Origin of the sequence: Streptomyces sp. NPDC086023, from assembly GCF_044540325.1 — a bacterium.
Classification (GTDB): Bacteria; Actinomycetota; Actinomycetes; order Streptomycetales; family Streptomycetaceae; genus Streptomyces.
In genome coordinates this window covers 135306-159908 of sequence record NZ_JBITRX010000014.1, presented here as the reverse complement: position 1 = coordinate 159908, position 24603 = coordinate 135306, and the positions used below count along the sequence as shown (strand labels likewise).

The 24603-nt window shown below is 74.9% G+C and carries 25 protein-coding genes; 15 read left to right on the top strand and 10 right to left on the bottom strand.

The window, feature by feature from the left end; translation table 11 throughout:
• The first annotated feature begins 83 nt into the window (after positions 1–83).
• The 3 genes from ACIF6F_RS26215 to ACIF6F_RS26205 all read left to right on the top strand — a co-directional run bounded on the left by ACIF6F_RS26215 (position 84) and on the right by ACIF6F_RS26205 (position 3801).
• Positions 84–1337 (top strand): MFS transporter, encoded by a 1254-nt coding sequence (locus tag ACIF6F_RS26215; protein ID WP_399951254.1) that lies wholly within the window; start codon positions 84–86, stop codon positions 1335–1337.
• A gap of 39 nt (positions 1338–1376) precedes the next feature.
• A complete protein-coding gene (locus tag ACIF6F_RS26210; protein WP_399951251.1) occupies positions 1377–2609 on the top strand; it encodes an ATP-grasp domain-containing protein in 1233 nt (410 codons plus the stop codon).
• 100 nt (positions 2610–2709) lie between these two features.
• Positions 2710–3801, top strand: a complete 1092-nt coding sequence (locus ACIF6F_RS26205; RefSeq protein ID WP_399951248.1) for a threonine aldolase family protein — start codon at positions 2710–2712, stop codon at positions 3799–3801.
• 196 nt (positions 3802–3997) lie between these two features.
• On the opposite strand, the gene ACIF6F_RS26200 is transcribed toward ACIF6F_RS26205, so the two are convergent.
• Positions 3998–4849: a GNAT family N-acetyltransferase gene (locus tag ACIF6F_RS26200; RefSeq protein WP_399951245.1), complete on the bottom strand. Its 852-nt coding sequence runs from the start codon at positions 4847–4849 to the stop codon at positions 3998–4000.
• Between the two features lie 65 nt (positions 4850–4914).
• On the opposite strand from ACIF6F_RS26200, the gene ACIF6F_RS26195 reads away from it, so the two are divergent.
• Positions 4915–5547 (top strand): DUF6629 family protein, encoded by a 633-nt coding sequence (locus ACIF6F_RS26195; RefSeq protein WP_399951242.1) that lies wholly within the window; start codon positions 4915–4917, stop codon positions 5545–5547.
• On the opposite strand, the gene ACIF6F_RS26190 is transcribed toward ACIF6F_RS26195, so the two are convergent.
• Both ACIF6F_RS26190 and ACIF6F_RS26185 read right to left on the bottom strand, forming a co-directional pair.
• Complete coding sequence (locus ACIF6F_RS26190; protein WP_399951238.1) at positions 5544–6473, bottom strand: hypothetical protein; 930 nt, start codon at positions 6471–6473, stop codon at positions 5544–5546. The two genes, ACIF6F_RS26195 and ACIF6F_RS26190, sit on opposite strands and share 4 nt — an antisense overlap.
• Entirely contained in the window at positions 6470–7015 is a 546-nt protein-coding gene (locus ACIF6F_RS26185) for a SigE family RNA polymerase sigma factor (protein WP_399951235.1), read from the bottom strand. The genes ACIF6F_RS26190 and ACIF6F_RS26185 overlap by 4 nt, the downstream gene beginning before the upstream one ends.
• 154 nt (positions 7016–7169) lie before the next feature.
• Here ACIF6F_RS26185 and ACIF6F_RS26180 point away from each other — a divergent pair, with 154 nt between their 5' ends.
• The gene (locus ACIF6F_RS26180) at positions 7170–7562 is read left to right on the top strand and encodes a molybdopterin-binding protein (protein ID WP_399951232.1); all 393 of its coding nucleotides are present in this window, start codon (positions 7170–7172) and stop codon (positions 7560–7562) included.
• Positions 7563–7669: 107 nt separating this feature from the next.
• On the opposite strand, the gene ACIF6F_RS26175 is transcribed toward ACIF6F_RS26180, so the two are convergent.
• Positions 7670–8089, bottom strand: a complete 420-nt coding sequence (locus ACIF6F_RS26175) for a molybdopterin-binding protein (protein WP_399951229.1) — start codon at positions 8087–8089, stop codon at positions 7670–7672.
• 332 nt (positions 8090–8421) lie between these two features.
• On the opposite strand from ACIF6F_RS26175, the gene ACIF6F_RS26170 reads away from it, so the two are divergent.
• From ACIF6F_RS26170 to ACIF6F_RS26155, 4 genes are all read left to right on the top strand, one after another.
• Positions 8422–8916, top strand: coding sequence for a universal stress protein (locus ACIF6F_RS26170; protein WP_399951384.1), 495 nt, complete (start codon positions 8422–8424; stop codon positions 8914–8916).
• Between the two features lie 166 nt (positions 8917–9082).
• Complete coding sequence (locus ACIF6F_RS26165; RefSeq protein WP_399951226.1) at positions 9083–9661, top strand: DUF4352 domain-containing protein; 579 nt, start codon at positions 9083–9085, stop codon at positions 9659–9661.
• A 59-nt stretch (positions 9662–9720) separates the two neighbouring features.
• Positions 9721–10332, top strand: coding sequence for a CBS domain-containing protein (locus tag ACIF6F_RS26160; RefSeq protein ID WP_399951223.1), 612 nt, complete (start codon positions 9721–9723; stop codon positions 10330–10332).
• Positions 10333–10566: 234 nt separating this feature from the next.
• A complete protein-coding gene (locus ACIF6F_RS26155) occupies positions 10567–11523 on the top strand; it encodes a hypothetical protein (protein WP_399951219.1) in 957 nt (318 codons plus the stop codon).
• On the opposite strand, the gene ACIF6F_RS26150 is transcribed toward ACIF6F_RS26155, so the two are convergent.
• Both ACIF6F_RS26150 and ACIF6F_RS26145 read right to left on the bottom strand, forming a co-directional pair.
• Complete coding sequence (locus ACIF6F_RS26150; RefSeq protein ID WP_399951216.1) at positions 11445–12590, bottom strand: alpha/beta hydrolase; 1146 nt, start codon at positions 12588–12590, stop codon at positions 11445–11447. The two genes, ACIF6F_RS26155 and ACIF6F_RS26150, sit on opposite strands and share 79 nt — an antisense overlap.
• Before the next feature lie 189 nt (positions 12591–12779).
• Entirely contained in the window at positions 12780–14324 is a 1545-nt protein-coding gene (locus ACIF6F_RS26145) for an ATP-dependent DNA ligase (RefSeq protein ID WP_399951213.1), read from the bottom strand.
• A 152-nt stretch (positions 14325–14476) separates the two neighbouring features.
• On the opposite strand from ACIF6F_RS26145, the gene ACIF6F_RS26140 reads away from it, so the two are divergent.
• The gene (locus tag ACIF6F_RS26140; RefSeq protein ID WP_399951210.1) at positions 14477–15106 is read left to right on the top strand and encodes an alpha-ketoglutarate-dependent dioxygenase AlkB; all 630 of its coding nucleotides are present in this window, start codon (positions 14477–14479) and stop codon (positions 15104–15106) included.
• 103 nt (positions 15107–15209) lie between these two features.
• On the opposite strand, the gene ACIF6F_RS26135 is transcribed toward ACIF6F_RS26140, so the two are convergent.
• Positions 15210–15947 (bottom strand): alpha/beta fold hydrolase, encoded by a 738-nt coding sequence (locus ACIF6F_RS26135; RefSeq protein WP_399951207.1) that lies wholly within the window; start codon positions 15945–15947, stop codon positions 15210–15212.
• A gap of 19 nt (positions 15948–15966) precedes the next feature.
• On the opposite strand from ACIF6F_RS26135, the gene ACIF6F_RS26130 reads away from it, so the two are divergent.
• From ACIF6F_RS26130 to ACIF6F_RS26115, 4 genes are all read left to right on the top strand, one after another.
• Positions 15967–17763 carry a serine/threonine-protein kinase gene (locus ACIF6F_RS26130; RefSeq protein WP_399951204.1) on the top strand — a complete coding sequence of 599 codons (1797 nt, stop codon included), beginning with the start codon at positions 15967–15969 and terminating at the stop codon, positions 17761–17763.
• A 44-nt stretch (positions 17764–17807) separates the two neighbouring features.
• Positions 17808–18266 (top strand): hypothetical protein, encoded by a 459-nt coding sequence (locus ACIF6F_RS26125; RefSeq protein WP_399951201.1) that lies wholly within the window; start codon positions 17808–17810, stop codon positions 18264–18266.
• Positions 18267–18420: 154 nt separating this feature from the next.
• A complete protein-coding gene (locus tag ACIF6F_RS26120) occupies positions 18421–20034 on the top strand; it encodes a von Willebrand factor type A domain-containing protein (RefSeq protein ID WP_399951199.1) in 1614 nt (537 codons plus the stop codon).
• Positions 20035–20466: 432 nt separating this feature from the next.
• Positions 20467–21195, top strand: a complete 729-nt coding sequence (locus ACIF6F_RS26115; protein ID WP_399951196.1) for a GNAT family N-acetyltransferase — start codon at positions 20467–20469, stop codon at positions 21193–21195.
• A 147-nt stretch (positions 21196–21342) separates the two neighbouring features.
• Here ACIF6F_RS26115 and ACIF6F_RS26110 read toward each other — a convergent pair whose 3' ends face one another.
• Both ACIF6F_RS26110 and ACIF6F_RS26105 read right to left on the bottom strand, forming a co-directional pair.
• Positions 21343–21882, bottom strand: a complete 540-nt coding sequence (locus ACIF6F_RS26110) for a GNAT family N-acetyltransferase (RefSeq protein ID WP_399951191.1) — start codon at positions 21880–21882, stop codon at positions 21343–21345.
• 41 nt (positions 21883–21923) lie between these two features.
• Positions 21924–22775: a LysR family transcriptional regulator gene (locus ACIF6F_RS26105; RefSeq protein WP_399951188.1), complete on the bottom strand. Its 852-nt coding sequence runs from the start codon at positions 22773–22775 to the stop codon at positions 21924–21926.
• 69 nt (positions 22776–22844) lie between these two features.
• Here ACIF6F_RS26105 and ACIF6F_RS26100 point away from each other — a divergent pair, with 69 nt between their 5' ends.
• Positions 22845–23447 (top strand): short chain dehydrogenase, encoded by a 603-nt coding sequence (locus ACIF6F_RS26100; RefSeq protein WP_399951185.1) that lies wholly within the window; start codon positions 22845–22847, stop codon positions 23445–23447.
• Between the two features lie 78 nt (positions 23448–23525).
• Here ACIF6F_RS26100 and ACIF6F_RS26095 read toward each other — a convergent pair whose 3' ends face one another.
• Entirely contained in the window at positions 23526–24407 is an 882-nt protein-coding gene (locus ACIF6F_RS26095; RefSeq protein WP_399951381.1) for a glycoside hydrolase family 19 protein, read from the bottom strand.
• Positions 24408–24603 lie beyond the last annotated feature (196 nt).

Below are 24603 nucleotides of genomic sequence, written 5' to 3'. Positions count from 1 at the left end.
GTCAGGTCTGACTGGTTTTGATTGCCTTCACTGGGTCCGTGTGTTTGTGTAACGCACATCGATCCACGCAAGGAATCCCTCTGATGTCTCCGCACATGCCAGGGCTGTGGCCCACGTTGGCATCACGAGCGCTCGGCAGCAGCGCCTATTACGTGATCTCGCCCTTCCTGGCCATCTGGCTCCACACCACGCTCGGCATGCCGGTCCCCGTGGCCGCCACCGCCGTCGGGGTGCACCTGCTCAGCATGCGCGCCGGCGCGGTGGCCATGCAGTTCGTCGTGGTCCGGTTCCGCCTGCGGCTGGTCCTGGTGGCGGGGTACGTCCTCGCCGCGGCGGTCCTGGTGGTGCCGGTGGCTCTGGGCCTCCGGAGCGCGGCGGCCTGGCTCGCGGTCCTCGCGGTCAACGGCACGGCGGTGTCCTGCGCCAACGTGGGCACCAAGGCGCTGATCGCCAACGGCTGTGACGAGCAAACCCGGTTGCGCGCCTTCGGCCGGCTCAACGCCGCCGTCAACGGCGGCGCGGCCCTCGGCCCGGTGGCCGGCGGCTGGCTGATGTCCGCGACGGGGCGGGCCTTCCCGCTGGTCCCGGTGGCCGGCTTCCTGGTGGCCGCGGCCCTCGCCTGGGGTGCCCCCGGCGACGTGCGGGCGGCCGCGCCCGGAGGCGGGCGGCCGCGGTTCGGGCTCCCGAACCGGGACGTGCTGCTGTGGGCCTGCGTGATGGCCACGCTGTGGGTGGCGTACGCGCAGTTCGCCAACGTCCTGCCGGTGTACGTCGCCGCCCACGTCTCCACCGGGGTCATCAGCCTGCTGTTCCTGGTCAACGCGGTGCTCATCGTGCTGTTCCAGGCGCTGGTGGCGCGCTGGACCGACGGCATCGCGCGGCGGCGCGGCGACCGGGCGGTCATCGCGCTGGGGCTGGTGCTGCTGGCGCTGTCCCTCGTCCTGTTCGTACCGGGGCAGGGGGCGGCCTGGCCCGTGGTGTTCGTCGGCGTGGCCGTGTTCACCTTCTCGGAGCTGGTGTGGTCCCCCGCAGCGGACAGCATCCTGTCGAAGAAGGCCGCGGGCGACTCGTTCACCGCGTTCGGCTTCGCCGGCCTGATCTGGGGCGTCGCCGAGTCCCTCGGCGGGTCCGTGGGCACCGCGCTGGCCGGCGACACCGGCTCGGACACCGGCTGGTACCCGTTCGCCGGCGCCGCCGCCCTGTGCCTGCTGACGGCCGGGCTGGTGGTCGTCGTGCCGCGCCTGCGCGCTCGTTCGCGGGGGGCTGCGGTGCCGGACGGTGCCCCGGTTCCCGCTCCGGGCGCGGCCCGCGCCCCCGCCCCGGCGAAGACCTCGTAAACCCCACCCCTCCCGTACCAGAAACGGACGACCGCACCAATGGCCGACCACCTCGTCATCGTCGAAGCACTCACCAGCGGCACGGGCCTGCGGCTCGTCGAGGCCGCCACCCGCAAGGCCGACCGGGTCACCTTCGTCACCCGCGACACCGGGCGCTACGCGAACGACCCCCTGCGCGCCCTGCTGGAGACCGGCGCCGTCGACGTGCGCGTCCGCGAGACCCGCTCCACCGAGGAACTCACCGAGCTGTTCGCCGAGTTGCTCGACGACGCCCCGTTCACGCTCATCGCGCCGAACGAGCAGTTCCTGCTGCCCGCCGCCACCGCGGCCGAGAAGCTGGGCATCCCCTTCCTCCCCACCGAGGCCGTCCGCCTCACCCAGGACAAGCACGCCTTCCGCGTCGCCTGCGCCGAGCGGGACATCCCCGCACCGCGCAGCACGGCCGCCGCCGACCTGGCCACCGCGCTCGCGGCGGCGGAGGCGACCGGCTACCCGGTGGTCCTCAAGCCCTCCATCGGCACCGGCAGTTACGGCGTGGTGTCCGCGTCCGACGCCGACGAGGTGCGGGCCCACTTCCCGGCCGTGCTGGCCGAGTCCGAGGCGCAGGGCGGCGTGCCGCTGGTCGAGGAGTTCCTCATCGGCCCGGTGGTCAGCGCCGAGGTCTTGTACGCGGGCGGCGTCCCGCACGTCCTGGGCATCAGCGACCGGATCATGAGCGAGCTGCCGTACTTCATGGAGCTGGCCATCCGCTTCCCGGTGGACCTGGCCCCCGCGGCGCACGCCGCGATCGAGCGGATCTGCGCCGACCTCGCCGGACTGCTGTCGTACGACCAGGGTCCCGCGCACATCGAGTTCGCCCTCACCGCCGACGGGCCGAAGATCGTGGAGTTCAACCCCCGGTTCGCCGGCCGCAACGTCTCCACCATGGTCTCCGCCGCGCTGGACTGGAACGTCTTCGACGGGATCGTCGCCTCCTACCTGGGCGAGCCGGTCGCCGTGCCGGCGCCCGTGCGCGCCGCCTCCGAGCAGGCACTGTACGCCCGGGGCGGCGGCCGCTTCGAGGGCGTCGCCGGACGCGAACTCGCCGAGCGGGTGCCGGGGCTGGAGTCCATCCGCATCACGGCGCGGCCCGGCGACGAGCTGGCCGACGCCAAGGACCAGCGCAGCGAGTACGGCACCCTCTGGTGCACCGGCGCGACGGCCGACGAGGCCGGCATCCGCGCCGCCTCGGCCGCCACGTACCTCCGTCCGGTCTTCGCCGGCCGCGGCTGACCCGCGCCCGCACGGCCGACTCGGGCCGCACTCCGCCACAAGCGGACCGCAACCCGTACAACGTCACACGTCACACCCTGACCAGAGAGACAGAAGACCCGTGAGCACTCCTGCCGCCATCACCCCGGTCAAGCGCCCCGTCGTCGACCTCTACAGCGACACCATCACGCTCCCGACCCCCGAGATGCGCGCCTTCATGGCCCAGGCCCCGATCGGGGACGAGCAGAAGGGCGAGGACCCCAGCGTCAACGAACTGACCGCCATGGCGGCCGAGCTCCTGGGCAAGGAAGCCGCCGTCTACCTGCCCTCCGGCACCATGTGCAACGAGATCGCCCTGGCCCTGCACTCGCGCCCCGGCGACGAGGTGCTCGCCGACGCGACCGCGCACATCATCAACTACGAGGTCGGCGGGCCCGCCGCGATCAGCGGCATCAACGTCCGCGCCCTCCAGGGCGAGCGCGGTGTCTTCACCCCCGAGCAGTTCCGCGCCGCGATCCGCACCCCCAGCCGGTACGCGCCGCGCACCTCCGGCGTGGTCATCGAGCAGACCTCCAACGCGGGCGGCGGCACCGTCTGGCCGCTGGAGACCGTCGCCGGGATCACCGGCATCGCCCGCGAGCACGGCCTGTGGACTCACATGGACGGCGCCCGACTGCTCAACGCGTCGGTGGCCTCCGGCATCGAGCCGGTCACCTACGCTGCGCACTTCGACTCCGTCTTCATCGACCTCAGCAAGGGCCTCGGCGCGCCGGTCGGCGGACTCCTCGCCGGCTCCCACGCGTTCATCGAGGAGGCCTGGCGGCTCAAGCAGCGCTGGGGCGGCGCCATGCGGCAGGCCGGCGTGGTCGCCTCGGCCGGCGTCTACGCGCTCCGCCACCACGTCGAGCGGCTGGCCGAGGACCACGCGAACGCCCGGCGCCTCGCCGCCGAGCTGGCCGGCATCCCCGGCCTGGTGATCCACCCGGAGCACGTGGAGACCAACATCGTGCTCTTCGACGTCGCCGCGACGGGCCTGACCGCCGCCGAGTTCGGCCGGCACACCATGGACGAGTACGGAGTCCGGGTCAGCGTCTTCGGCCCGACGACCGTACGCGTGGTCACGCACCTGGACTTCACCGCCGACCAGATCCCCCTCGCGGTACGAGCCATCGCCGGCGCCGCCGCCTCCGGCACCCTCCCGGCAGCCGCGTAACCCCCGGCCCACAAAACCGCCGGGTGCCCGAGCCTCCCCCGCCCCGGGCACCCGGCCCCCGCAACCACCAGAGCGCGAGGGTCCGCACATCGCGGACGGTGGCAGCCGGTCTCCCCTGTCAGCGCGCTGTTCGGCCCCGTGGTCGGCCACGAGCCGTCCCCCACCGGATGCCCAGGGCACGGCGCCTGCGGCGGGCTCAGCCCAGTTCGAGGCTCGTGACTCCGTACAGGTTCGGGAAGTCCAGGGTCGGGGTGTCGCCGGTGTACATGCGGGCCGTTTCGAAGACGGGGGTCAGGCCGGCGCCCGCCATCAGGGCGAGGGCCGCCGGGTTGACGTCCGGGGCGTCGACCGAGACCGGGCGGCCCGCCGCCGCGGAGGCCAGGCGGTGCAGCAGGGCCACGGCGATCCGCTGGTCGGCCGCGTACAGCGGGCCGATCCGGTCCGCTGTCACTCCCGGCCGGATCACACCGAAGCCCTCGACGGCCCCGTCGCGCAGGGCGACGTACGCCGTGCGGCCCGGGAGTCCCGTCCAGGCCGCCAGGAAGGCGTCGCGCGGCTCGGGGAAGAACCGCCGGTCGTAGGCGGCCAGTCGCTCGAAGGGCACCTCCCGGGCGTCGACCAGTTCGACCCCCGCCGGCAGCGACGGGTCCCCGGGCACCGGGACGCCCTCGTACCTGAGGTTGGTCCAGGCCGGACGGAAACCGGACTTGCGGTAGTTGTCCTGCTGCTCGACCACACCGTCCAGGCCGACCAGCCGCCCGTCGAGGGCCGCCATCCCCGCCCGCCACAGCTGGATCCCGTACCCCTGGCCCCGTACGGACGGGTGGGCGATGTAGAAGCCGATGAACCCGAACCCCGCGCCGTACCGGACCGCGGAGATGCACGCCACGGGAGTGCCCCGGTGGCGCCCGATCAGGAACCCTCTGGGATCTGCGACGGCGAAGGCGAACCGGTCGCCCTCCCCCGGGTTCCACCCCTCGCTCTCGGCCCAGTCACGCATCAGCAGCAGGTCCGCGGTGCTCGCGCTCGCGATCTCAAGGTCGGCCACGACGCGTTTCTACCAGACCGTCCGGTTACGGCAGCGGAGTTCGGCCACCGGGCACACTCCCCCGTATGTGCTGGAGCGCGACGGCGGACCTCGTGGCAGGAACGGCCGTGTCGGCGGTCGGAGTGGCCTGCCTGGCGTCCGTGCGGAGGCCCCGCGACCTGATGGTCGCCGCGCTGCCCGCACTGCTCGGCGCCCACCAGATCGTCGAGTCCGCCGTCTGGCGGTCGGGAGGCGGCTCCGGTGCCGCGACCACCGCCTGGGCGGTGATCGCACTCCCGGTCGCCGCCCTCTGGGTTCCGCTCGGCGTGCTCCTCGCCGCCGGCCCGGCCGCTCCCCGCCGGCTCCTGGCCCCGCTCGCGGCCGGCCTGGCCGCCGCCGGGGTGCTCGCGTACGGGCTCACCCGCCGCGAGCCGGTGGCCGAGGTGCGCGGCCACACCGTCGGCTACCTGCTGGACCTGCCGGGCGCCGGTGTCCTGGTCGTCCTCTACCTGTGCGCCACGCTCGGCGCCCTCCTCCTCTCCGGTGACCGGCTGCTGCGCCTCCTGGGCGTGCTGCTCTCCGTCGGCGCGGTGCTGTGCGTGGCCCTGTGGCGGCTGGAATTCGCCTCCACCTGGTGCGCCTTCGCCGCCGTCGCCTCCGTGCTGGTGCTGGTCTGGGTGCGGCGGCGCCCCGCCCCCGCCCGGCCCGCCGCCGGCTAGAGGGCCCGGTCGTACATACGGTCCTCGTCCGAGTCATAGACCCGCTTGCCCGCCGCGTCGTAACCCACCACGTGCGGAGCCCTGCCGGGCTGTTCCGTCAGCACGCCGGTCGCCGCGTACCAGCCGTGGTCCAGGGCCGCCTCCGCGGCCGGCCCGTCTCCGTACGCGACGGTGACCCTGGCTATCGACGGGTCGACCGTGCCGATGGCGCCCCAGCGGAAGGGCAGCCGGTAGCCGGGGCTGGTGATGACGGCCTGGCGGTAGAGCTTCTGGCCGTTGATGTCCGGGACCACCCTGCCCTCGCCCGGCACCGGTCCTCCCCCGACCGAGGCGTTGATCCCGACCGCCTTGCCGTCCTTGACCGTGCAGATCAGCCGGGTGGCCGGAGCCTTTTCCTTCACGGCGACGACGTGGATCCCGTCGCCCGGGGCGTTGTCGTCCCCGGTGGACCGGACGGCGAGCAGCAGGCGGTAGTCCCCTGCCTGTCCGTGGTCCCGCTCGGTCGCGGTGCCCCGCTGCGCGCCCTTCGCGCCGTGCGCTCCGCTCACGGCCAGGCAGTCCGTCAGCCCCTGGGCCGCCTGCTCCAGCGTGATCCCGTCGGCCAACTGCCCCGGCGTCGCGGGCGCGGCGGGTCCCCCCGGCTCCGGTGAGGCCGTGTCCGCGCTCGGCTTCACGGCGGTGGGCGCCGGGGCGGCCACCCTGCCGGAGCCGTGCCCGCCGAAGTCGGCCAGCGCGAACGCCCCCGCCGGCACCACCGTCAGCGCGATCACGGCGGCGCCGACCGCGAGCGCCCTGCGGCGCCGCTCGACCCGGCCCTGCCGGACGATCGCCGCGTACGGCACCGGGGCGGGCTGTACCTCGGCCGCGTCCTCGGCCAGCAGGTCGCGCAGCGCCTCCTCGAAGTGGCTTTCGTACCGCTCGCTCATCCCCGTACCCCCTGGTCCGCCGTCACCGGGCCGCGCCGGTCCGTGATCCGTGCGAGGCCCGGACAGGCCCGCAGTTTCGCCAGGCCCTTGGACGCCTGGCTCTTGACCGTGCCCGCCGAACAGCCGAGCACCTCCGCGACCTCCGCCTCGGCGAGGTCCTCCCAGTACCGCAGCACCACCACGGCCCGCTGCCGGGCCGGCAGTATCGCGAGCGAGGCCATCAGGGCGGTGCGTTCCTCCACCCACTCCCCGGCCGCGTCCCCCTGCGCCACGGTGTCCGGCGGGGCGCCGGTCAGCCGCTCCGGCACCCGCCGCTTGCGGAACCGGTCGCTGTTGCAGGTGACCAGCATCCGCCGCACGTACGCCTCCGGGCGCTCGCTGCGCGACACCCGCCGCCACGACCGGTACGCCTTGGCCAGCGCTGTCTGCGTGAGGTCCTCCGCGTCGTGCGGATCGCCCGTCAGCAGGTACGCCGTGCGCACCAGTCGGGTCCAGTGCGTCCTCACGAACGCCTGGAACTCCTCTTCCTCCTCGGCATGCATCCCGCATCCCCCTTCCACCCCACTGACCACCGTTTCCGCGAAATCGGTTGCCCGCCCGCCTCCGCGCCGCGCGACCGTCTCGGACCCCGGGGGTCACCAGGGGGTGGCGCGGGGCGCATCGGGCCGGGCGCGGGTGGCCCCCTAGGGTGAGGGCATGGAGTCTTACACGATCGGGCAGGCGGCCCGGCTGCTGGGCGTCAGCGTGGACACGGCGCGGCGGTGGGCCGACGCGGGGCGCTTCCCCACCCGGCGCGAGGGTGGCAGGCGTTTCGTGGAGGGGAAGGACCTGGCGGCGTTCTGCGTGGAGGTCGCGCAGGACGGGGACTCCGACGAGGAGTCCGCGTACACCTCGGCGCGCAACGCGTTCCCGGGGATCGTGACGGCCGTCAAGCTCGGCGACGTGGCCGCGCAGGTGGAGATCCAGGCGGGGCCGCACCGGCTGGTGTCTCTGCTGACACGGGAGGCCGTGGAGGAACTGGGCATCGAGGTCGGCAAGCGGGCCACGGCCCGGGTGAAGTCGACGAGCGTCTTCATCGACCGGCTGTAGCGAGCGGGACGGCGGTTTCCCGCCGCGTGGCTGTCGCGGGTACCTCGGCCGGCGGACACGGACAGGGGCGTGCCCCGGCTCCCTCGGGAGGCGGGGCACGCGGTGCGTCAGGCGACCGAGAGGGAGACCTCGGTCGACTTGACGAGGGCGACGACGGAGGAGCCGGCCGCGAGGCCCAGCGCCTCGACGGCGTCCCTGGTGATGGCGGCGGTCAGGTCGCCGCCGGCGACGGTGAGCTTCACGCTGGCCATGGCGGCGCCGGTGGAGAGCCCGGTGACGGTGCCGGGCAGCTGGTTGCGGATGCTGATGCCCGGGACCTCGGCGGTGGCGAGGGCCACCTCGGTGGCCTTGACCAGCGCGATGACGGGAGTGCCGGCCGCGAGGCCGAGGTCCTTCACGGCGTCGGCGGTGATGGCGGCGGTGATGTCCTGGCCGCCGGCCGGCCGGACGGCGACGGTCGCCATGGCATCGCCGGAGGTGACGGAGGTGACGGTGCCGGCGAGCTGGTTGCGGATGCTCAGGCTCATGATGGAACTGCCTCACTGGTGGTGACGAGCGGGCCCCGTGCGGAGAACCGGTGCGTCCGACCCCAGGCGACACGAACGGGGCCTTCCGGCCGCGGGGCGCGCCGCCGCCAGCCGGATGGCCGTGCGCGGACACCCGTATGCCGGGCGTCCGCTGACGGGTGGTCATCCGCCCGGGGCGGGACGGTCCCGGGGGCGACGTCAGGAGCGCGTCAGGGTTCGCCCCGGGCACGTCAGGGGGGCGTCAGGAATGCGTCATGGCCGGTTCCCGCCGGGTGCGGGCGGGCGTTCGATGGGAGGGCCGGGTACGTCGCCCGGCGGGGAAAGGGGACGCGATGCGGGTGGTGGTCGGGGTCAGCGGCACTCCGGCGGGTGCGGCGGCGCTGCACCGGGCCGCGGCGGAGGCCCGGCAGCGGGGTGCGGACCTGTGGACGGTACTGGCCTGGCAGCTGCCCGGGCGGGACCGGACGCAGCGGGACACCTGGCGGGAGGCGGCCGTGGCCCGGTTGCGGGAGATCCTGGACGAGGCCTTCGGCCCGGCCGGGCCCGGCGTGACCCTCGCGGGCCTGACGGCCGTGGGAACGCCCGGCGCGGTGCTGGTGGACGTGGCGCGGGCGCCGGACGACGTACTGGTGGTCGGCGCGGGGCAGCGGGGACCGCTGCGGCGCCTGCTGCGGCCGTCGGTGGCGCGGTACTGCGTGGCGCGCGCGGCCTGCCCGGTGCTGGTGGTGCCGCCCTCGCCGCTGCTGGCCGAGCTGGGTGCCGTACACCGGCGGAACGTGTGGGGGCTGCCGTTGGACGCGCGGGGGCTGGACGGTGTGACGTCCTGAGCCGGGTCTCCGGTCACCCGAAGGCGTCACCTGTGACGTTGTGCGGTCACCTGTGACATTGCGCCGCCACGGCACTGCGCCGACCGGGTGGCGGCGGGCGCGGCCCGGGAGCATCGTGGAGGTAGCTCCGGCACGCGCCCTCGGGGACCAGCCACCGGGAGGAGCCATGCGCCGTCTACCGGCCTCGCTCTTGGCAGCGCTCGCGCTCGTCGCGGGCGGACTGGGCGCGCAGGCGTCCGCCGCCCCCGCCGAGCCCGTCCCGCTGGGGACGACTGTCACACTGACCGGCCAGCGGTCCGAGAAGGTCGCCGTGACCGTCCTGAAGGTCGTCGACCCGGCCACCTCCTCCGACGAGTTCTTCACGCCCGACGAGGGGAACCGCTACGTCTCGGTCCAGTTCCGGCTCAAGAACATCGGGAGGGGCCCGTACCGCGACAGCCCGGTGAACGGCGCGACACTGGTCGACGCCCAGGGGCAGCAGTTCGACGCGGACGTCGTGGCGAAGACCACGGCCGGGCCGCGGCTGCCCGTCGCGCTGACCATCCCGGCCGGCAACACCGCGCTGGGCTACCTGACGTTCCAGCTGCCCGACGGCTCCAAGCCGGTGACCGTGCAGTTCGCGCTGAACAGCGGCTACGCCGAGGACGTCGGCGAGTGGAAGGTGACCGCTACGGGCACGGCCGCCGGCCCTGGCCGCGCGGTGGGCGGCGGGTGCCTGGCGACGACCCTCGGGGTTCGGTACTGAGCCGGTCCTGATAGACAAGGGTGGACAAACCACACCTTCCGTAGAGGACTGGACACACCATGAGGCACCGCAGGGTGGCCGATCTGATGACTCCCGCCTCCGTGAGCGTGCAGCGGGGCACCACGTTCAAGGAGATCGCGCGGCTGCTGGACGAGTACGGGATCACGGCCGTTCCCGTGGTGGACGACGGGAAGCCCGTCGGCGTCGTCTCCGAGGCGGACCTGCTGCGCCGTCACACTCCGGACGGCGAGCGCAGCAACGGTACGGGGGCCAGCACGGCCGAGGGCCTGATGACCAGTCCCGCGGTGGTGGCCCGGCCGGAGTGGAGCGCGGTGGAGGCGGCCCGCGTGATGGAGGAGCGGGGCATCAAGCGGCTCCCCGTGGTGGACGGCAGCGGCTTCCTGATCGGCGTCATCAGCCGCAGCGACCTGCTGCGGGTGTTCCTGCGGCGGGACCGGTCGATCCAGCAGGAGATCCTCGAGGACGTGCTGACCCGCACCCTGAACCTCTCCCCCTCCGCGCTCACCGTCGAGGTCGTCGACGGGCGGGTGACGCTGAGCGGGACGGTGGAGCGCAAGAGCCTGGTCCCCATCACCGTCCGGCTGTGCGAGAGCGTCGACGGCGTGATCGACGTGATCGACCGGCTGGGGTTCGAGCACGACGACACGTGAGGTCGCACCTTCCTGTCCGGCGCCCGCCCGCAGGGGCTGACGAACCTGCAGTTCGACATGTGACATTGCGGGTCCGCTGGACGGTCACCCGGGACTTCGGCTCCGGCGGGCCGTTCACCCTCACCGCGAAGGCCCGGGACGGCGTGCGCGTGTACCTCGACGGCGTCCGGAAGATCGACGCCTGGACCGACGTCAGCACCACCCGCACCGCTCCGCTGGAACCGCTCCCCGGAGATGGACCTCGCCGGCTACCACGTGTACCGGCGCAAGGCGGGCGGCACGGCCTGGACCCGGCTGACCGACACGCTCCGCACCACCACCTCGTACGTCGGCTCGCCACCCGCGACGGGCGCCGCCTACGCCTGCGAGGTCCGCGCGGTGGACAAGGCGGGCAACGTCTCGCCGGACAGCACCGACGCGAAGGTGACCACGGTGGACCGGACCGCCCCCGCGGCGCCGACCGGCCTGGCGGCCCGGGTGCGCGGCGGTGCCGTCGAGACCGACTGGACCCGCGCGAGCGGGGTGGCCTCCTACCGCCTCTCCCGCGCGTCCTCCGCGTCCGGCACCTTCACGCGGATCGCCACCCTGGCCCCCTCCGACGTGTTCCGCGACATCTCAGCCGACATCCACCGGCGCTGGTACTACCGGGTCCGGGCCGTGGACGCGGCCGGCAACGTCTCCGCGCACTCGGCCACGGCGGACACCGGCGCGCCGGACGTCACCCCGCCCGCCCGGGTCACCGGCATCACCGCCGCCGGCACGACGGCCGGCAACGTGGTCCGCCGGACGGCGAACACCGACGACACCCACCACTACCCGGTCTGGGGCGCGCCCCTGGGCCAGGAGGACCCGGACGGCCCCGCGAAGGTCACCGGCGCCTCGTACACGGACGCGGGCTCCTGGTGGGGCACGGCCCTCCACTACCGCGTCCAGGCCGTCGACCACTACGGGAACGTCTCGCCGGTCGCGACGGGCGGCCCGGCCACCCGCCCGCGCCCGCCGACCTGGCGCGTGGCGCGTGGCGCGTGGCGCGTGGACAACACCACGTACGACAGCGGAGTGCACAAGACGACCGGCACCCGGGCGAGTTGGACACCTCCGGCGAGCGGCGGCTACTGGATGGAGGTCTGGACGGTCGGCGCGTACGGGACCGTGGGCGAGAGCACGGAGTTCGACTTCGTCGTCGGCTGATCCGGCCCGGCGGGCGGGGTGAGCCGGTCGCTGAGCCAGGGCAGTGCGGACGGGTACATGCCGGTCCAGGTCCGGAAGTTGTGCCCGCCCTCGGGGACGACAAGCGTCTTCAGCCGGACCGGGGTGCCCGCCGCGGCGCGGGCGAACTCCTCGATGGCGCCCACCGGACTGTCGCGGTCCTGGCGCGAGGTGGCCAGGAACAGGGACACGTCGGCCTTGGTGCCCTTGACCAGCGCGAGGGGGCTGGTGCGGGCGCGCAGCGCGGCGTCCGGGATGACGTCCGGGTCCCCGGCGAGCGGGTCGGGGTCCAGGGCCACGCCCGCGGCGAAGGTCCCCGGGTACTGGAGCGGCAGCCGGGCGGCGCAGTAGCCGCCGGTGGAGATGCCCATGAGGCCCCAGCCCCCGGGGGCGGGCAGGGTGCGGAAGTGGCCGGCGACGAGTTCGGTGACGTCGTCGGCGAGCCAGGTGGCGTTCTTGCGCAGCGGGGTGTCGACGCAGTCGGTGTCGATGCCGCCGGGGTCGATGGTGGGCATGACGAGGAGGGCGGGGCGGGCGGTGCCGTCGTCGACGAAGCGCCGGTAGGCGTCGGGCATGCCGCCGTGTTCGAGCCAGGACTCGGGGGCGCCGGGGATGCCGTGGAGCAGCATGACCACGGGGTAGCGGGTGGTTCGCTGCGCGGGGTCGTCGTACCCGGGTGGCGTCCACACGAGGACTTCGCCGGAGAGGCGGGAGCGGGTGCCGCGGAAGTAGGTGCTGAGGGTGCCGGAAGCGCCGGGGGTGAACTGGGCGCGGCGGGCGGGGGGACCGGGCATGGAGGCGTCGACGGTGTCGGAGGCGTCGGTGCCGAGCAGGTCGTTCCAGGAGGCGTAGAGGCCGTAGCCGTTGTTCACCCAGGCCCCGACGGTGGCGACCGCGGTGAGCTGGCAGAGGGCGATCATGGCCAGCCGGCCGGTCCAGCGGAGCGGGCCCGGGCCGGGCACGCGGGCCCAGAGGAGGAGCGTGGCCAGCATCGCGAGCGCGGTGAGCACCGCGAGGAGCACGAGGAACGAGGTGCTGGTGAGTCCCATGGGTCACGTGTACCAAAGGTGTGCCGGGTTCTCCGGTTCCGTCCGGTGCCGTCGCGCGCCGTGACGGGGGTACGGGGTCCCCTTCCCGCCCGCCGTGACGCGGGTACGGGGTCCGCCCGGGCAAGGGGAGGCGTACGGGGTCCCGCCCGGGCAAGGGCCGGCGTACGGGGTCCCCGCCCGGGCGGGGGTTCAGGCCTCGGCCGCCGGTCCTCCGGTGGCCAGGACGGTCTCGACGGTGTCGGCCTCGGCGGGGCTCTTGTCCGGCCGGTGGCGGACGACGCGGGCGAACCGGAGGGTGACGCCGGCCGGGTAGCGGGTGGAGCGCTGGAGGCCGTCGAAGGCCACCTCGACGACCAGTTCGGGCCGAACGCGGACGGTGAACCCGCTGTCTTCGACGGCCAGTTCGCGCAGCCGGCCGGTCTGCCAGTGCAGCATCTCGTCGGTGAGCCCCTTGAAGGTCTTGCCGAGCATGACGAAGCCGCCGTCGGCGGCCCGGGCGCCGAGGTGGAGGTTGGACAGCAGGCCGGTGCGCCGCCCGTGGCCCCATTCGGCGGCGAGGACGACCAGGTCGAGGGTGTGGACGGGTTTCACCTTGAGCCAGGAGCGGCCGCGGCGGCCGGCGGTGTAGGCGGAGTCCAGGGCCTTGACGACGACGCCCTCGTGGCCGCGCCGCAGCGTCTCGGCCCAGAACTCCTCTGCGCTGCCGGCCTGTTCGGAGGGGTCTTCGACGACGAGGCGCCGGATGCGGGAGGGCTCGGGCACGAGGGCGTCGAGGCGGGCCTGTCTTTCGCGTACGGGCAGGTCGAGGAGTTCCCGCCCGTCTGCGGCGAGTACGTCGAAGAAGACGGGGGACAGCGGGAGCGCCTGCCGTGCGGCGGCCACGTCGACGCGTGACCCGACCCGGCTCGCCACCTCCTGGAAGGCGACGGGTCGGCCGCCGGGGCCGAGGGCGATGACCTCGCCGTCGAGGATGAACCGGTCGCCGGGCAGGTCCGCGGCGAGGGCGGCGACCTCGGGGAGCCGGGCGGTGATCTCGTCGAGGGAGCGGGTGTAGACCCGTACGTCGGCGCCGTCGCGGTGGACCTGGACGCGGATCCCGTCGAGCTTCTCCTCCACGCTGCACGGCCCGAGCGCCGTCAGGGCCTCGGCCACGGACTTGGCGGTGTGGGCGAGCATCGGCTGTACGGGGACCCCGACCCGCAGCGTGAACGCGGCCAGCGCGTCCGCGCCCCCGGCCAGTACGGCGCGCGCCACCCGGGGCAGCGAGCCGTCCAGCATGACGGCCCGCCGCAGCGCGTCGGCCGGGACGCCGGCGGCGACGGCCACGCCCTCCAGGGCGAGGGCGTCGAGCGCTCCCTGGCGGACCTCGCCGCCCAGCAGCCGCAGCAGGAAGGGCTGCTCGTCGGCGGTGGCGGCGCCCAGCAGTTCCGCGACGACGCGGCGGCGCCCGGCCTGCGCGCCGGCGCCGGAGACGGCGGCCAGGGCGGTGACGGCGGCGTCGACGTCCCGGACGGTGAGGGTGGGTTCCGGGGCGGGCGGGACGGGGTGGCGGAGGGTGGACCAGCCGACGCCCGGCCGGCCCTGGGGGAGGCGTCCGGCGAGGTAGGCGATGACGAGCGGGGCGTCGTCCGCGTCGGTGGCGGCGAACAGCCCGGCCAGCAGTTCCTTCTTCCGTGAGCGCGCCGAGGTCGCGGCGACCTCCCGCGACACCCGCGCCACCTCGGCCAGCAGCATGCGGCTCATCCTGCCGCGTGGGGGCGGGGGGCGCATCACGACGGCGGCAGGGAGACGGCGGCGGCGCCCCGCCGCGCGGCCGTGCGGGGGCGTTCCCCGGACTCACCCCCGGATTCGTACATGCATTCGAGCACCGGGGGTACGCTGGAACCATGCACGCGCACCTCCAGGGCTCGCTCTTCGACCAGACCGACGAGATCCGCCTCGGCCCGCTGACCGGGCTGCGGCGCACCGGGCTGGGCTCGGGAGCCTGGATCGACCACCTGCCCGGCTGGGTCAGCGGGGCGGACGCGCTGTTCGAACACCTGGCGGCGGAGGTCCCCTGGCGGGCGGAGCGGCGGCAGATGTACGAGCGCGAGGTGGACGTGCCGCGGCTGCTCGCCTTCTACGACGAGGAAGCCCCGCTCCCCCACCCGTCGCTCACCGAGGCCCGCGAGGCGCTGTCGGCGCACTACGCCGCCGAGCTCGGGGAGCCGTTCACCACGGCCGGGCTCTGCCTCTACCGCGACGGCCGGGACAGCGTGGCCTGGCACGGCGACCGCACCGGGCGGTCCTCGCGCGAGGACACCATGGTCGCGATCGTCTCCGTCGGCGACCCGCGCGACCTGGCCCTGCGGCCGCGGGGCGGCGGCCCCACCGCGATACGCCTCCCCCTGGGCCACGGCGACCTGGTGGTGATGGGCGGCTCCTGCCAGCGCACGTGGGAGCACGCGGTCCCCAAGTCGACGCGGGCGGTGGGCCCCCGGGTCAGCGTGCAGTTCCGCACGCGCGGGGTGCGGTGAGGCCGCCCGGGGCGCGGTGACGCCGCCCGAGGTGGCGCTCCACGGGACGCGGTGACGCGCACGGCGTGCGTCCGGCGTCCCGCGCACCGCCGTGCCCGGCCGGCTACGGGCGCCCGCCGCCCCGCACCCGCCGGGCGAGGAAGTCCCGTACCAGCCGCACGAACTCCTCGGGTTCCGCGGCGTGGATCAGGTGCCCGGCCGGTACGTCGGCCAGTTCGGCGTCGGGCAGGGCGCGGGCCATCTCGCGGATCCCGTCCTGCGGCACATGGCTGGCCGGGCCGCCGGCGAGCAGCAGGGCGGGGGCGCCGATGCGCCCCATCCGGCCCGCCCAGGCGGGGTCGGGCGTGTCGATCTGGGCCCGTACGGCGAGCACCATGTCCCAGTCGAAGTCCAGTTCGCCCTCGGGGCGCACGGGCGCCACCGGCTTCCGGGGCCGCGGCACCGGCACGTCCTCGAGGACCAGTGCGCGGACGCGCTCCGGCTGGTCCTGGGCCAACAGGTAGCCCACCACGCCGCCCATGGAGTGCCCGACCAGCACGACCTCGCCGAGCCCGAGGGCGTCGAGGAAGGCGAGCAGGTCGTCCCGCATCAGCTCCAGCGAGTAGGTGCCCGGGCGGTCGCTGCGGCCGTGGCCGCGCAGATCGGGGGCGTACACCCGCCAGGGTGCGGCGGCCGCGCCGCTCCCGGCGCCTTCCCCTGCCAGCGCCGGCGCGACCGTTTCCCAGTCGTCGGCGCCCTCCCCGGTGGCGTGCAGGAGGACCATCGCGGGGGCCTCCGGCGGGCCCCAGGCCGCGTACGAGAGCCGGATCCCCCCGACGCCCGTCATCCGGCGTTCTCTCATGCTCCTACTATGACCTGCCATGGACACGAGTGAGGCCGGCAGACGGCTGATCGACGGCCGCTTCGAACTGCTGGCACGGCTGGGCAGCGGCGGCATGGGCACGGTGTGGCGGGCCCGGGACATCTCCCTCGACCGTGAGGTCGCGCTGAAGGAGGTCCGGCCGCCCGACCCCGCGGTGGCGGAGGCCAACCCGGCGCTGGCGCGCACCCTGCGCGAGCGGGCGGTGCGGGAGGCCAGGGCGCTGGCCCGGCTCGCCGACCCCCATGTGGTCACCATCCACCAGATCATCGAGCCGGCCGACGGCTCGCACCCGTGGATCGTGATGGAGCTCGTGCAGGGCGGTTCCCTCGCGGACCGGCTGGACCGGGGCTCCCTGCCGGTGGCGGACGCGGTGCGGATCGGCCTGGACGTGCTGGCCGCCCTGCGCGCCGCGCACGCGGCCGGCGTACACCACCGCGACGTGAAGCCCGCGAACGTACTGCTGCGCCCCAACGGCGGCGCGGTCCTGACCGACTTCGGCATCGCCGCGCTGCGCGGCTCCACCAGCCTGACCGCCACGGGGGACCTGATCGGGTCCCCCGAGTACATCGCGCCCGAGCGGATCCGGGGCGAGGAGGGCCACCCGGCCTCCGACCTGTGGTCGCTGGGCATGATGCTGTACGTGTCGACCGAGGGCATGCACCCGCTGCGCCGGGCGACCACCATGGCCACCATGGTCGCGGTGCTGGAGGACCCGGTGCCGCCGCCGGTCCGGTCCGGCCCGCTGGGGCCCGTGGTGGCCGCGCTGCTGGTGCGCGACCCGGCCGCGCGGCCCGACGCCGAGCGCCTGGAGGAGCTGCTGCGGGCGGCCGGGGAGGCGGCCGGCGCGCCGACGGCGCCGGGCGGTCTCGGCGGCTTCGCCAAGCAGGACGCGCCCCCCGTGCCGCGGACGCCCGTGACCCCGGTGGCGCAGCCCGGGGTCGCTGCGGGGGCGTACGGGGCCTCCCCGTACGGGCAGGGCCAGTTCGGGCAGCCGGGGTACGGGCAGGGCCCGTACGGGGGCAGCCCGTACGGGTCGCCGACCCCGTACCCGCCCGTGTCCGCCCCCGGCGGGTACGGCGGCGCGCCCACCGCGCCGTCGCCGGTGCCCGCACCGCGGCCCCCGGGCGGCCGGCGGTCGGTGGTGCTGGCCATCGCGATCTGCGGGGCGCTGATCGCGGCGACCGTGGCGCTCACGCAGCTGATCCCGGACGGCAAGGACTCGAACGCCGGGGGCGGCGGGGGCCGGGCGACGGGCGGGTCGTCGGTGCGCCCGACGGTCCCGGCCACCACGGGCACCGACGACAAGGACGCGACGGACGGCGGGACCGGCTCGGGCGGCGTGGTGACCAAGGGCACCCTGCTGACCCCGGCGAACGTGCGGGCCGCCGTGGCCTCGTTCAAGGAGGCCGCGGGCACGGACAAGGTCGTCGAGATCACCATCTACGAGCAGTACGCGATGGCGGACATCACGCCCAAGGGCCGCAAGGGCGTGTACGACGACTACCGCTACGACATCGGCGGTTCGGCCCGCCGTACCGGCCCCGGCAGCACGCTGGACGCGGACGACGAGCCGATCGACCTGGCGACGGTCAACTGGGACGCCCTGCCGGGGCTGATCAAGCGGGCGGACTCGGAACTCGGCGTCGAGAAGCCCACCATGCGCTACGTGATCGTGGACCGGGGGCTGATCGACAAGGAGGCCACGATGCGGGTGTACGTCTCCGACGAGTACGGCGGCGGCTACCTGCAGGCGGACCTGAAGGGCAAGGTGCAGCGGCTGCTGCCGCGCTCCTGAAAACCGGTTGGTCCCGGCGGCCGGGCGGCCTACCGTCGCGCGTGATGGAGATGTCCTTCCGGAAGCTGCCGGACAACCAGCACGAGATCCTGGTCCGCGACCGCAGGGGGCCGGACGTCCGGCTGCCCGCCCAGCCGACCGGTCCGACCATGCCGCACGACCTGGTGCACGCCGTCGTCGAGTCCGCCCTCGGCCTCGACGACGGCTTCTGGGGCGCGGTGGCGCGCGGCGCCACCTTCCAGGGGTTCGAGCCCGTCGAGCCGTCGCGGCACCGCCGCTCGGGGCTGAAGGTGCTGCGGCGCGGCGGTGACGCGGTGCTGGCCGCGGAGCTGTCGGTGAACTGGGCGTACCGGGTGTGGTCGGGGCTGCCGACCTCGGGCCGGGGCGTGGGCCGCCCGCCGCTCGGCGAGGCCGAGCTGGCCCGTACCGGGGCGGCCCTGGACGAGGCGGCCGCCCGGTGGGCGGCCGTCCCCGAAGGCGGGAGCCTCGTCTGGCGCTGGTGACCCCATCCCGGTGGTCGCGGGCGGCGGCCGTGTCCTGACCTTTACATTCCGCCTGGCGTTGTCCTTTCGAGATCGATTCGCAACCCTGCCGCGCGCTCCGCTTCGCCTTCGCAGACGTCACATTCACAAGTGCCGTAGACCGAGGAGGGGCCAAGTGGAGCTCTGCACAAGGAAGTACGGGCAGGTGCTGGCGGTGACGCTGGCGGGCGGGCTGCTGGTGACGGGCTGCGGGGGCGGTTCCTCCGTGGACGGTCCGAACGGTTCGTACCAGCGGCCGCCGCGCTACGCCGCGCCCGAGAGCGGCGGCGTGACGGGCGGCGGCGCCACCGGCGGGGGTGCCCGCGCAGGCGGCGCGGCCCAAGGCGCGGCCCAAGGCGCGGCGCAGGGCACGACGGAGGGCGCCCGGGAGGGCGAGGACGACGGCCTGCGGCCGTCCGCTCCGCCCGCCGACTACCTGTCGACCTTCGGACTCGACGTGGACACGGCCGGGTACGGCTACGCCCGCCGGGCCCTGGGCCAGGGGCGGTTGCCGGACGCGGCGACCGTGCGCCCCGAGGAGTTCGTCAACAGCTTCCGGCAGGACTACCCGAGACCGCAGGGCGACGGCTTCTCGGTGACCGTGGACGGGGCGGCCACCGCGCAGCCCGGCTGGTCGCTGGTACGGGTGGGGCTGGCCACCCGGGACGGGGCGCCGGCGTCCGAACGGCCGCCCGCCGCGCTGACGTTCGTCGTGGACGTGTCGGGTTCGATGGCCGAGCCGGGGCGGCTGGACCTGGTCCGCTCCTCGCTGGCGCTGATGCTGGACCGGCTGCGCGACGACGACTCCGTCGCCCTGGTGACCTTCAGCTCCGAGGCGGAGACGCTGCTGCCGATGACCCGGCTGGCCGGCGCTCGCGAGCGGATCCGCACCGCCGTGGACGCGCTGCGGACCGCGGACTCGACGAACGTGGAGGCCGGGGTGGCCCGCGGGTACGACGTGGCGGTGGCCGGCCGGCGGGCGGGGGCGACGAACCGGGTGGTGCTGCTGTCCGATGCGCTCGCCAACACCGGGGCGACCTCGGCCGACGCCATCCTGGAGCGCATCGAGGGTGCGCGGCGCGCGTACGGGATCACCCTGTCCGGGGTGGGCGTGGGCAGCGAGTACGGTGACGAGCTGATGGAGCGGCTCGCGGACCGGGGCGACGGGCACACCACGTACGTCTCCGACACCGAGGAGGCCCGCACGGTGTTCTGCGAGCAGCTGCCCGCGCAGGTGGAGCTGCGGGCCCGGGACGCGAAGGCCCAGGTGGCGTTCGACCCGGCGACCGTGGAGCGGTTCCGGCTGGTCGGGTACGAGAACCGGAAGGTGGCCGACGGCGACTTCCGGAACGACGGGGTGGACGGCGGCGAGGTGGGGGCCGGGCACACCGTGACGGCGCTGTACGCGGTACGGCTGCGGGCCGGCGCCTCGGGGCACGTGGCGACGGCGACGGTGCGCTGGCTGGATCCGCGGACGCGGGCCCCGCACGAGGAGTCGGGCCGCGTGGAGGCGTCCTCGCTGGCCGCGCCCCTGTGGTCGGAGTCGGACCCGCGTCTCCAGGTCTCGGCGGTGGCGGCGTACCTGGCGTCGGCCCTGCGCGCCCGCTCGGGCGGCTGGGAGCCGCTGCCCGGCGCGGTGGCGCCCGCGGCGCTCGCGGGCCATGCGGAGCGGCTGGCACGCGGCACCGAGGACGAGGACGTACGCCGCCTCGCGACGGCGGTCCGCCAGGCCTCGTCGCTCCTCGGCTGAGCGGCAGCGCGCGCGTCCCCGTACGAGGTCCCTCGGGGGCCGCGGGAGGGGCCGCGCGGGGGTGCTGCCGGGGCCTTTGACCGAGCCTTGACCCGGGCGTCCGCGACGCGCCGCCCGGGCCTGGTCCGGAGGTGTCCCGCCCCAGGTCAGGGGCCTGTCGGGGGGCGCGGCGAGAACGTGGTCAGCCACATGCTCCCACCACCTTCTCCAAAGACCGGCTAGGCCTTATGGTGAGCCCGTCGCCGATCCGCGAATTCCAATCGCGGCTCCGCGTCACCCCGGCAGGTAGAGCCCCGCGTTCACCTGACCGCCCCTCTCGCTTTACCCTTCCTTTCCCACCCCAGCCATGCCTCGGTCGCATGCTGTACCACCGCCTTCGCACCATGACCAGGGTGCGGGGCACACTCCGACATCCGAAGGACCGAAGGGCCCGTGCCTGTACCCGTAGCCCTCACCGGCCGCATCGCGCGGCTGGAGCCCCTCGCACCCCACCACGCCCTCGCGCTCGCCGAGGCCGGTGCCGAGGACCGTACGTCGTACGCCTTCACTCCCGTGCCCCACGGCCTGGAGGCGGCTGAGCGGTATATCGACCATGCCCTCTCCGAACAGGCGGCGGGCCGGATGCTGCCGTTCGCGGTGATCAGTGCCGCGGACGGCCGGGTGGTCGGTTCCACACGCTTCCTGGAGCTGGACTACTGGAAGGGCCCCATGGTGTGGCCCTCCGTGCCGGGCGTGCCGTACGGCGATCCGGCGACGGCGGTGCCGGATGCGGCGGAGATCGGCAACACCTGGCTGGCGCCCCGCGCCCAGGGGACGGGGATCAACGCCGAGATGAAGCTGCTGATGCTGCGGCACGCCTTCGAGACCTGGGGTGTGCGCCGCATCTCGCTGCGTGCGGATGCCCGGAACACGCGGTCGCGGGCCGCGATCGAGCGTCTCGGGGCCACCTGCGAGGGCGTCCGCCGGGCGCATTCGCGGGGGCTGGACGGCGCGGTGCGCAGCACGGCCTTCTACTCGATCCTGGACGAGGAGTGGCCCGCGGTGCGGGCCATCATCGAGCTGCGGCTGGCCGCGGCGGCCTCCCCGGCCGCGCTGAACCGGGCGATCGACCGCGAGTGCCTGGGGCAGGACGGCGGCGGGGGCCGGCTGATCCTGGCCTGAGCCGCCCGTACGGCTCCACGCGAGCGGCCCGGCCCCGGGGATCTGGTCCCGGGGCCGGGCCGCTCGTGTACGGGGCGTCCGCGTACGGGGCGTCCGCGTAGGGGGCGCTCGTGTACGGGCCCGCTCGCGTACGGACCGCCGTGCGGCCTACGCGGCCGGCGGGGTCCACTCGTCGGCGAGGAGGCCCAGCACGAGTTCGTCGAGGAACTCGCCGTGCACCCAGGCCGCGCTGCGGCGCACGCCCTCGCGGATGAAGCCGTTCCGCTTGGCCGCGGCGATCATCGCGGCGTTGTCGGCCAGCGTCTCCAGCTGGAGACGGTGGAGACCGCGGACGGTGAAGCCGTAGTGGCAGAGCAGCCGGACGACCTCGCCGCCCAGGCCCCGCCCGCGGAAGGCGGGGCGCAGGGCGAGGCCGAGGTGGGCGCCGCGGTTGTGGAGGTCGACGTCCCAGAGGACGGCCTCGCCGGCCAGCTCGCCGGTGGCCAGTTCGACCACCGAGAAGCAGGCGTCCCGCTCGCCCGGGGGCCGTACGGCGTAGGGCGATTCGTCGTGCGCGGCGGGCCAGGGCACCCAGGGCCGGGTGTCGGCGCGTGCGTGGCCGGGGACGTCGTCGTAGAGCTCGGCGTGGAGCAGGGGCACGTCCTCGGCGTGCCGGGCGCGCAGCCCGGTCTTCTCTCCTCGTATCACCCGGTAGTTCTAGGCCGCCCGGCACGGGCCGGACAACCGAATTAGGGCCTGGCGGCCAGGGTCCGGCGGGCGTGGTCGCGGAAGGCGGCGACAGCGGGGTGGGCGCCGGTGCGCGGCCACGCGAGGTGGACGGTCACGGGTCCGGCGTCGGCGAGCGGGCGGTAGACGACGCCGGGGTGCGGGTGGCTGTGGCGGGTGGCGTCCGCCGTGACGCCCACGGCCTCGCCCGTGGCGATGGCCGTGAGCCATTCGTCGACGTTGGCGACCTCCAGGGCGGCGGGCGGGCCCGCGGGCCACAGCGCGTCGGTGGTGGCCGCGGTGGAACAGAGGACGACGGGGCGGGCGGCGAGTTCGGCGAGGGTGACCGCGTCGCGGTCTGCGAGGGGGTCGTCGGCGCACAGGGCGGCGATCCGCGGCTCCTGGTAGAGGGCGACGGAGGCGGTCCCGGGGTCGTCGGGGCGGACGCGGACGAAGGCGGCGTCGAGCTCTCCCCGGCGCAGGGCGGCCGCGGGGTCCTCGCCGCGGTGGACGCGGAGGGGGGTGGCGGGGTGGTCGCGGCGCCAGTCGCGCAGCAGGCGCACGGTGTGCTCGCCGAGCGCCGCCCAGGCGAAGCCGATCCGCAGGGGGCGGGAGCCGGCGGCGGCCTCGGTGAGGGCGTCGTCGAGCTGGTTCAGGATCCGGTGCGCGTGCTCGCGGAGCCGCAGGCCGGCCGGGGTGAGGTGCAGGCGGCGGGTCGTGCGCTCCACGAGGGTGGTGCCGAGGCGGCTCTCCAGCTGCTCCAGGGTGCGCGAGAGGGCGGGCTGGCTGATGTGGAGGGCGGCCGCCGCGCCGGTGATGGTGCCCTCCTCGCCGATCGCCACGAGGGCCCGCAGGTGCCGCAGATCCACATTCATGACCGCCAAGCATAAATGCCGCGCGAGAGGCATTTCCCTCGCCCGTGGCGGCTCGCCTAGCGTCGGGGCATGCGAATCCTCCTGATCGGCGCGGGCGGCACGCTCGGCTCCGCCGTCCACCAGACCCTGTCCGGCCGCGGCCACGAGGTGGTGACCGTCGGGCGTTCCGGCGGCGCCCTGCGGTACGACGTGACCGACCCGGCGCAGATCGCGGCGATGTACGCGGCGGCCGGCCCGCTGGACGCGGTGGCGAGCGCGGCCGGGGACGTCCCGTACAAGCCGGTGGGGAAGATGACCCCGGAGGACTGGACGGCGGCGTTCCGGGGCAAGGTGCTGGCGCAGTTGGAGCTGGTGCGGCAGGGCCTGGACGTGATCGCGCCGCGCGGTTCCTTCACGCTGATCACGGGGATCACGGCGCGCCGGCCGGTGCCGACCGCCTCGGCGGCGGCGATGGCGAGCGGTGCGGTCGAGGCGTTCGTCCAGGCGGCCGCCCCGGAGATCGCGCCGCGGCGGATCAACGCGGTCAGCCCGACGGTGTTCACCGAGTCGCTGGACGCGTACGGGGACTTCTTCCCCGGCTTCCCGCCGGTGCCGCTGGCCGAGGTGGCCCAGGCGTACGTCCGGACCGTCGAGGGCACGGAGACGGGCCGGGTGCTGGAGCTCGGACAGTAAGCCGCGCGGTGGGCTCGGGGCGCGTGGGGGCGGTGGGGGGCGGGCACCGCCGCCCCCACGCGGCTTTCGGGGCGGCGGTCAGCAGCCGAGGTTGCCGCCGGGGTCGACGCCCAGGACGCGGGTGAACCGCTGGTAGGCGTCGATGCGGCTCTGGACCTGCGCGGGGTTGCCGCCGTTGCATTCCAGGGAGCCGTTGATGGAGCGGATGGTCTCGCCGAAGCCGGCGCCGTTGACCATGGCCGCGTGGGCGGTCATGGTGCCCGGGCCGTTCTGGGTGTTCCAGTACCAGAGGGCGGTCTTCCAGGCCACGGCGGCGTCCCGCTCGACGAGGTGGGGGTTCGCGAGCAGGTTGATGCCCAGCGCGTCGCCGGCCGCCTTGTAGTTGAAGTTCCAGCTGAGCTGGATGGGGCCGCGGCCGTAGTAGGCGGCCTGACCCGCGGGGCAGCCGTAGGGCTGGGCGGCGTCGCAGTAGTGCGGGTAGTTGGCGGTGTTCTGCTCGACGACGTGGACGAGCCCGCCCGTCTCGTGGGAGACGTTGGCCAGGAAGGCGGCCGCCTCCCGGCGCTTGACGGTGTCGCTGCCGGTGTTGGCGAAGCCGGGGTAGGCGGCGAGGGCGGCTTTGAGGCCGGCGTACGTGTAGAAGGCGCTGCGGTTCGGGAACATCTCGTTGAACTGCGCCTCGGTGACGACGAATCCGGACGGGTCGACCGGGCCGGGGCCCGGATCGGTGCCGCCGCCGTCGCCGCAGGCGCCCTGGTCGGCCCAGACGCCCCAGGTTCCGGTGGTGCCGGGCGTCTCGCCCTGGGTCCACCACTTGGCGCCCCAGTTGCGGCCATTGTGGGAGACGGTGGCGCCGCCGGTGTAGACGGCGGAGGCGGCCCAGGGGGCGGCGCAGGGCGCGGCGGCGGATGCGGAGGCGGCGGGGAGGGCGATCGCGAGGGAGGCGGCGGCCGCGGCGATGGCGGTGACGGTGGCGAGGGCGGGGAGGAACGGCGCTCGGGACACGTAACTGCTCCTTGCGTGGGGGGAGTTGCCGTGGGGGGGCTGCCGCCCACTGAACCGAAATGGTCTGGACCTGTCAAGGTCTAGACCAGAAAGCGGAATCCCTCAACTCACCCTCACCGCAGCCGAGTTGAGCCCTCAGCCCTTCCATTCG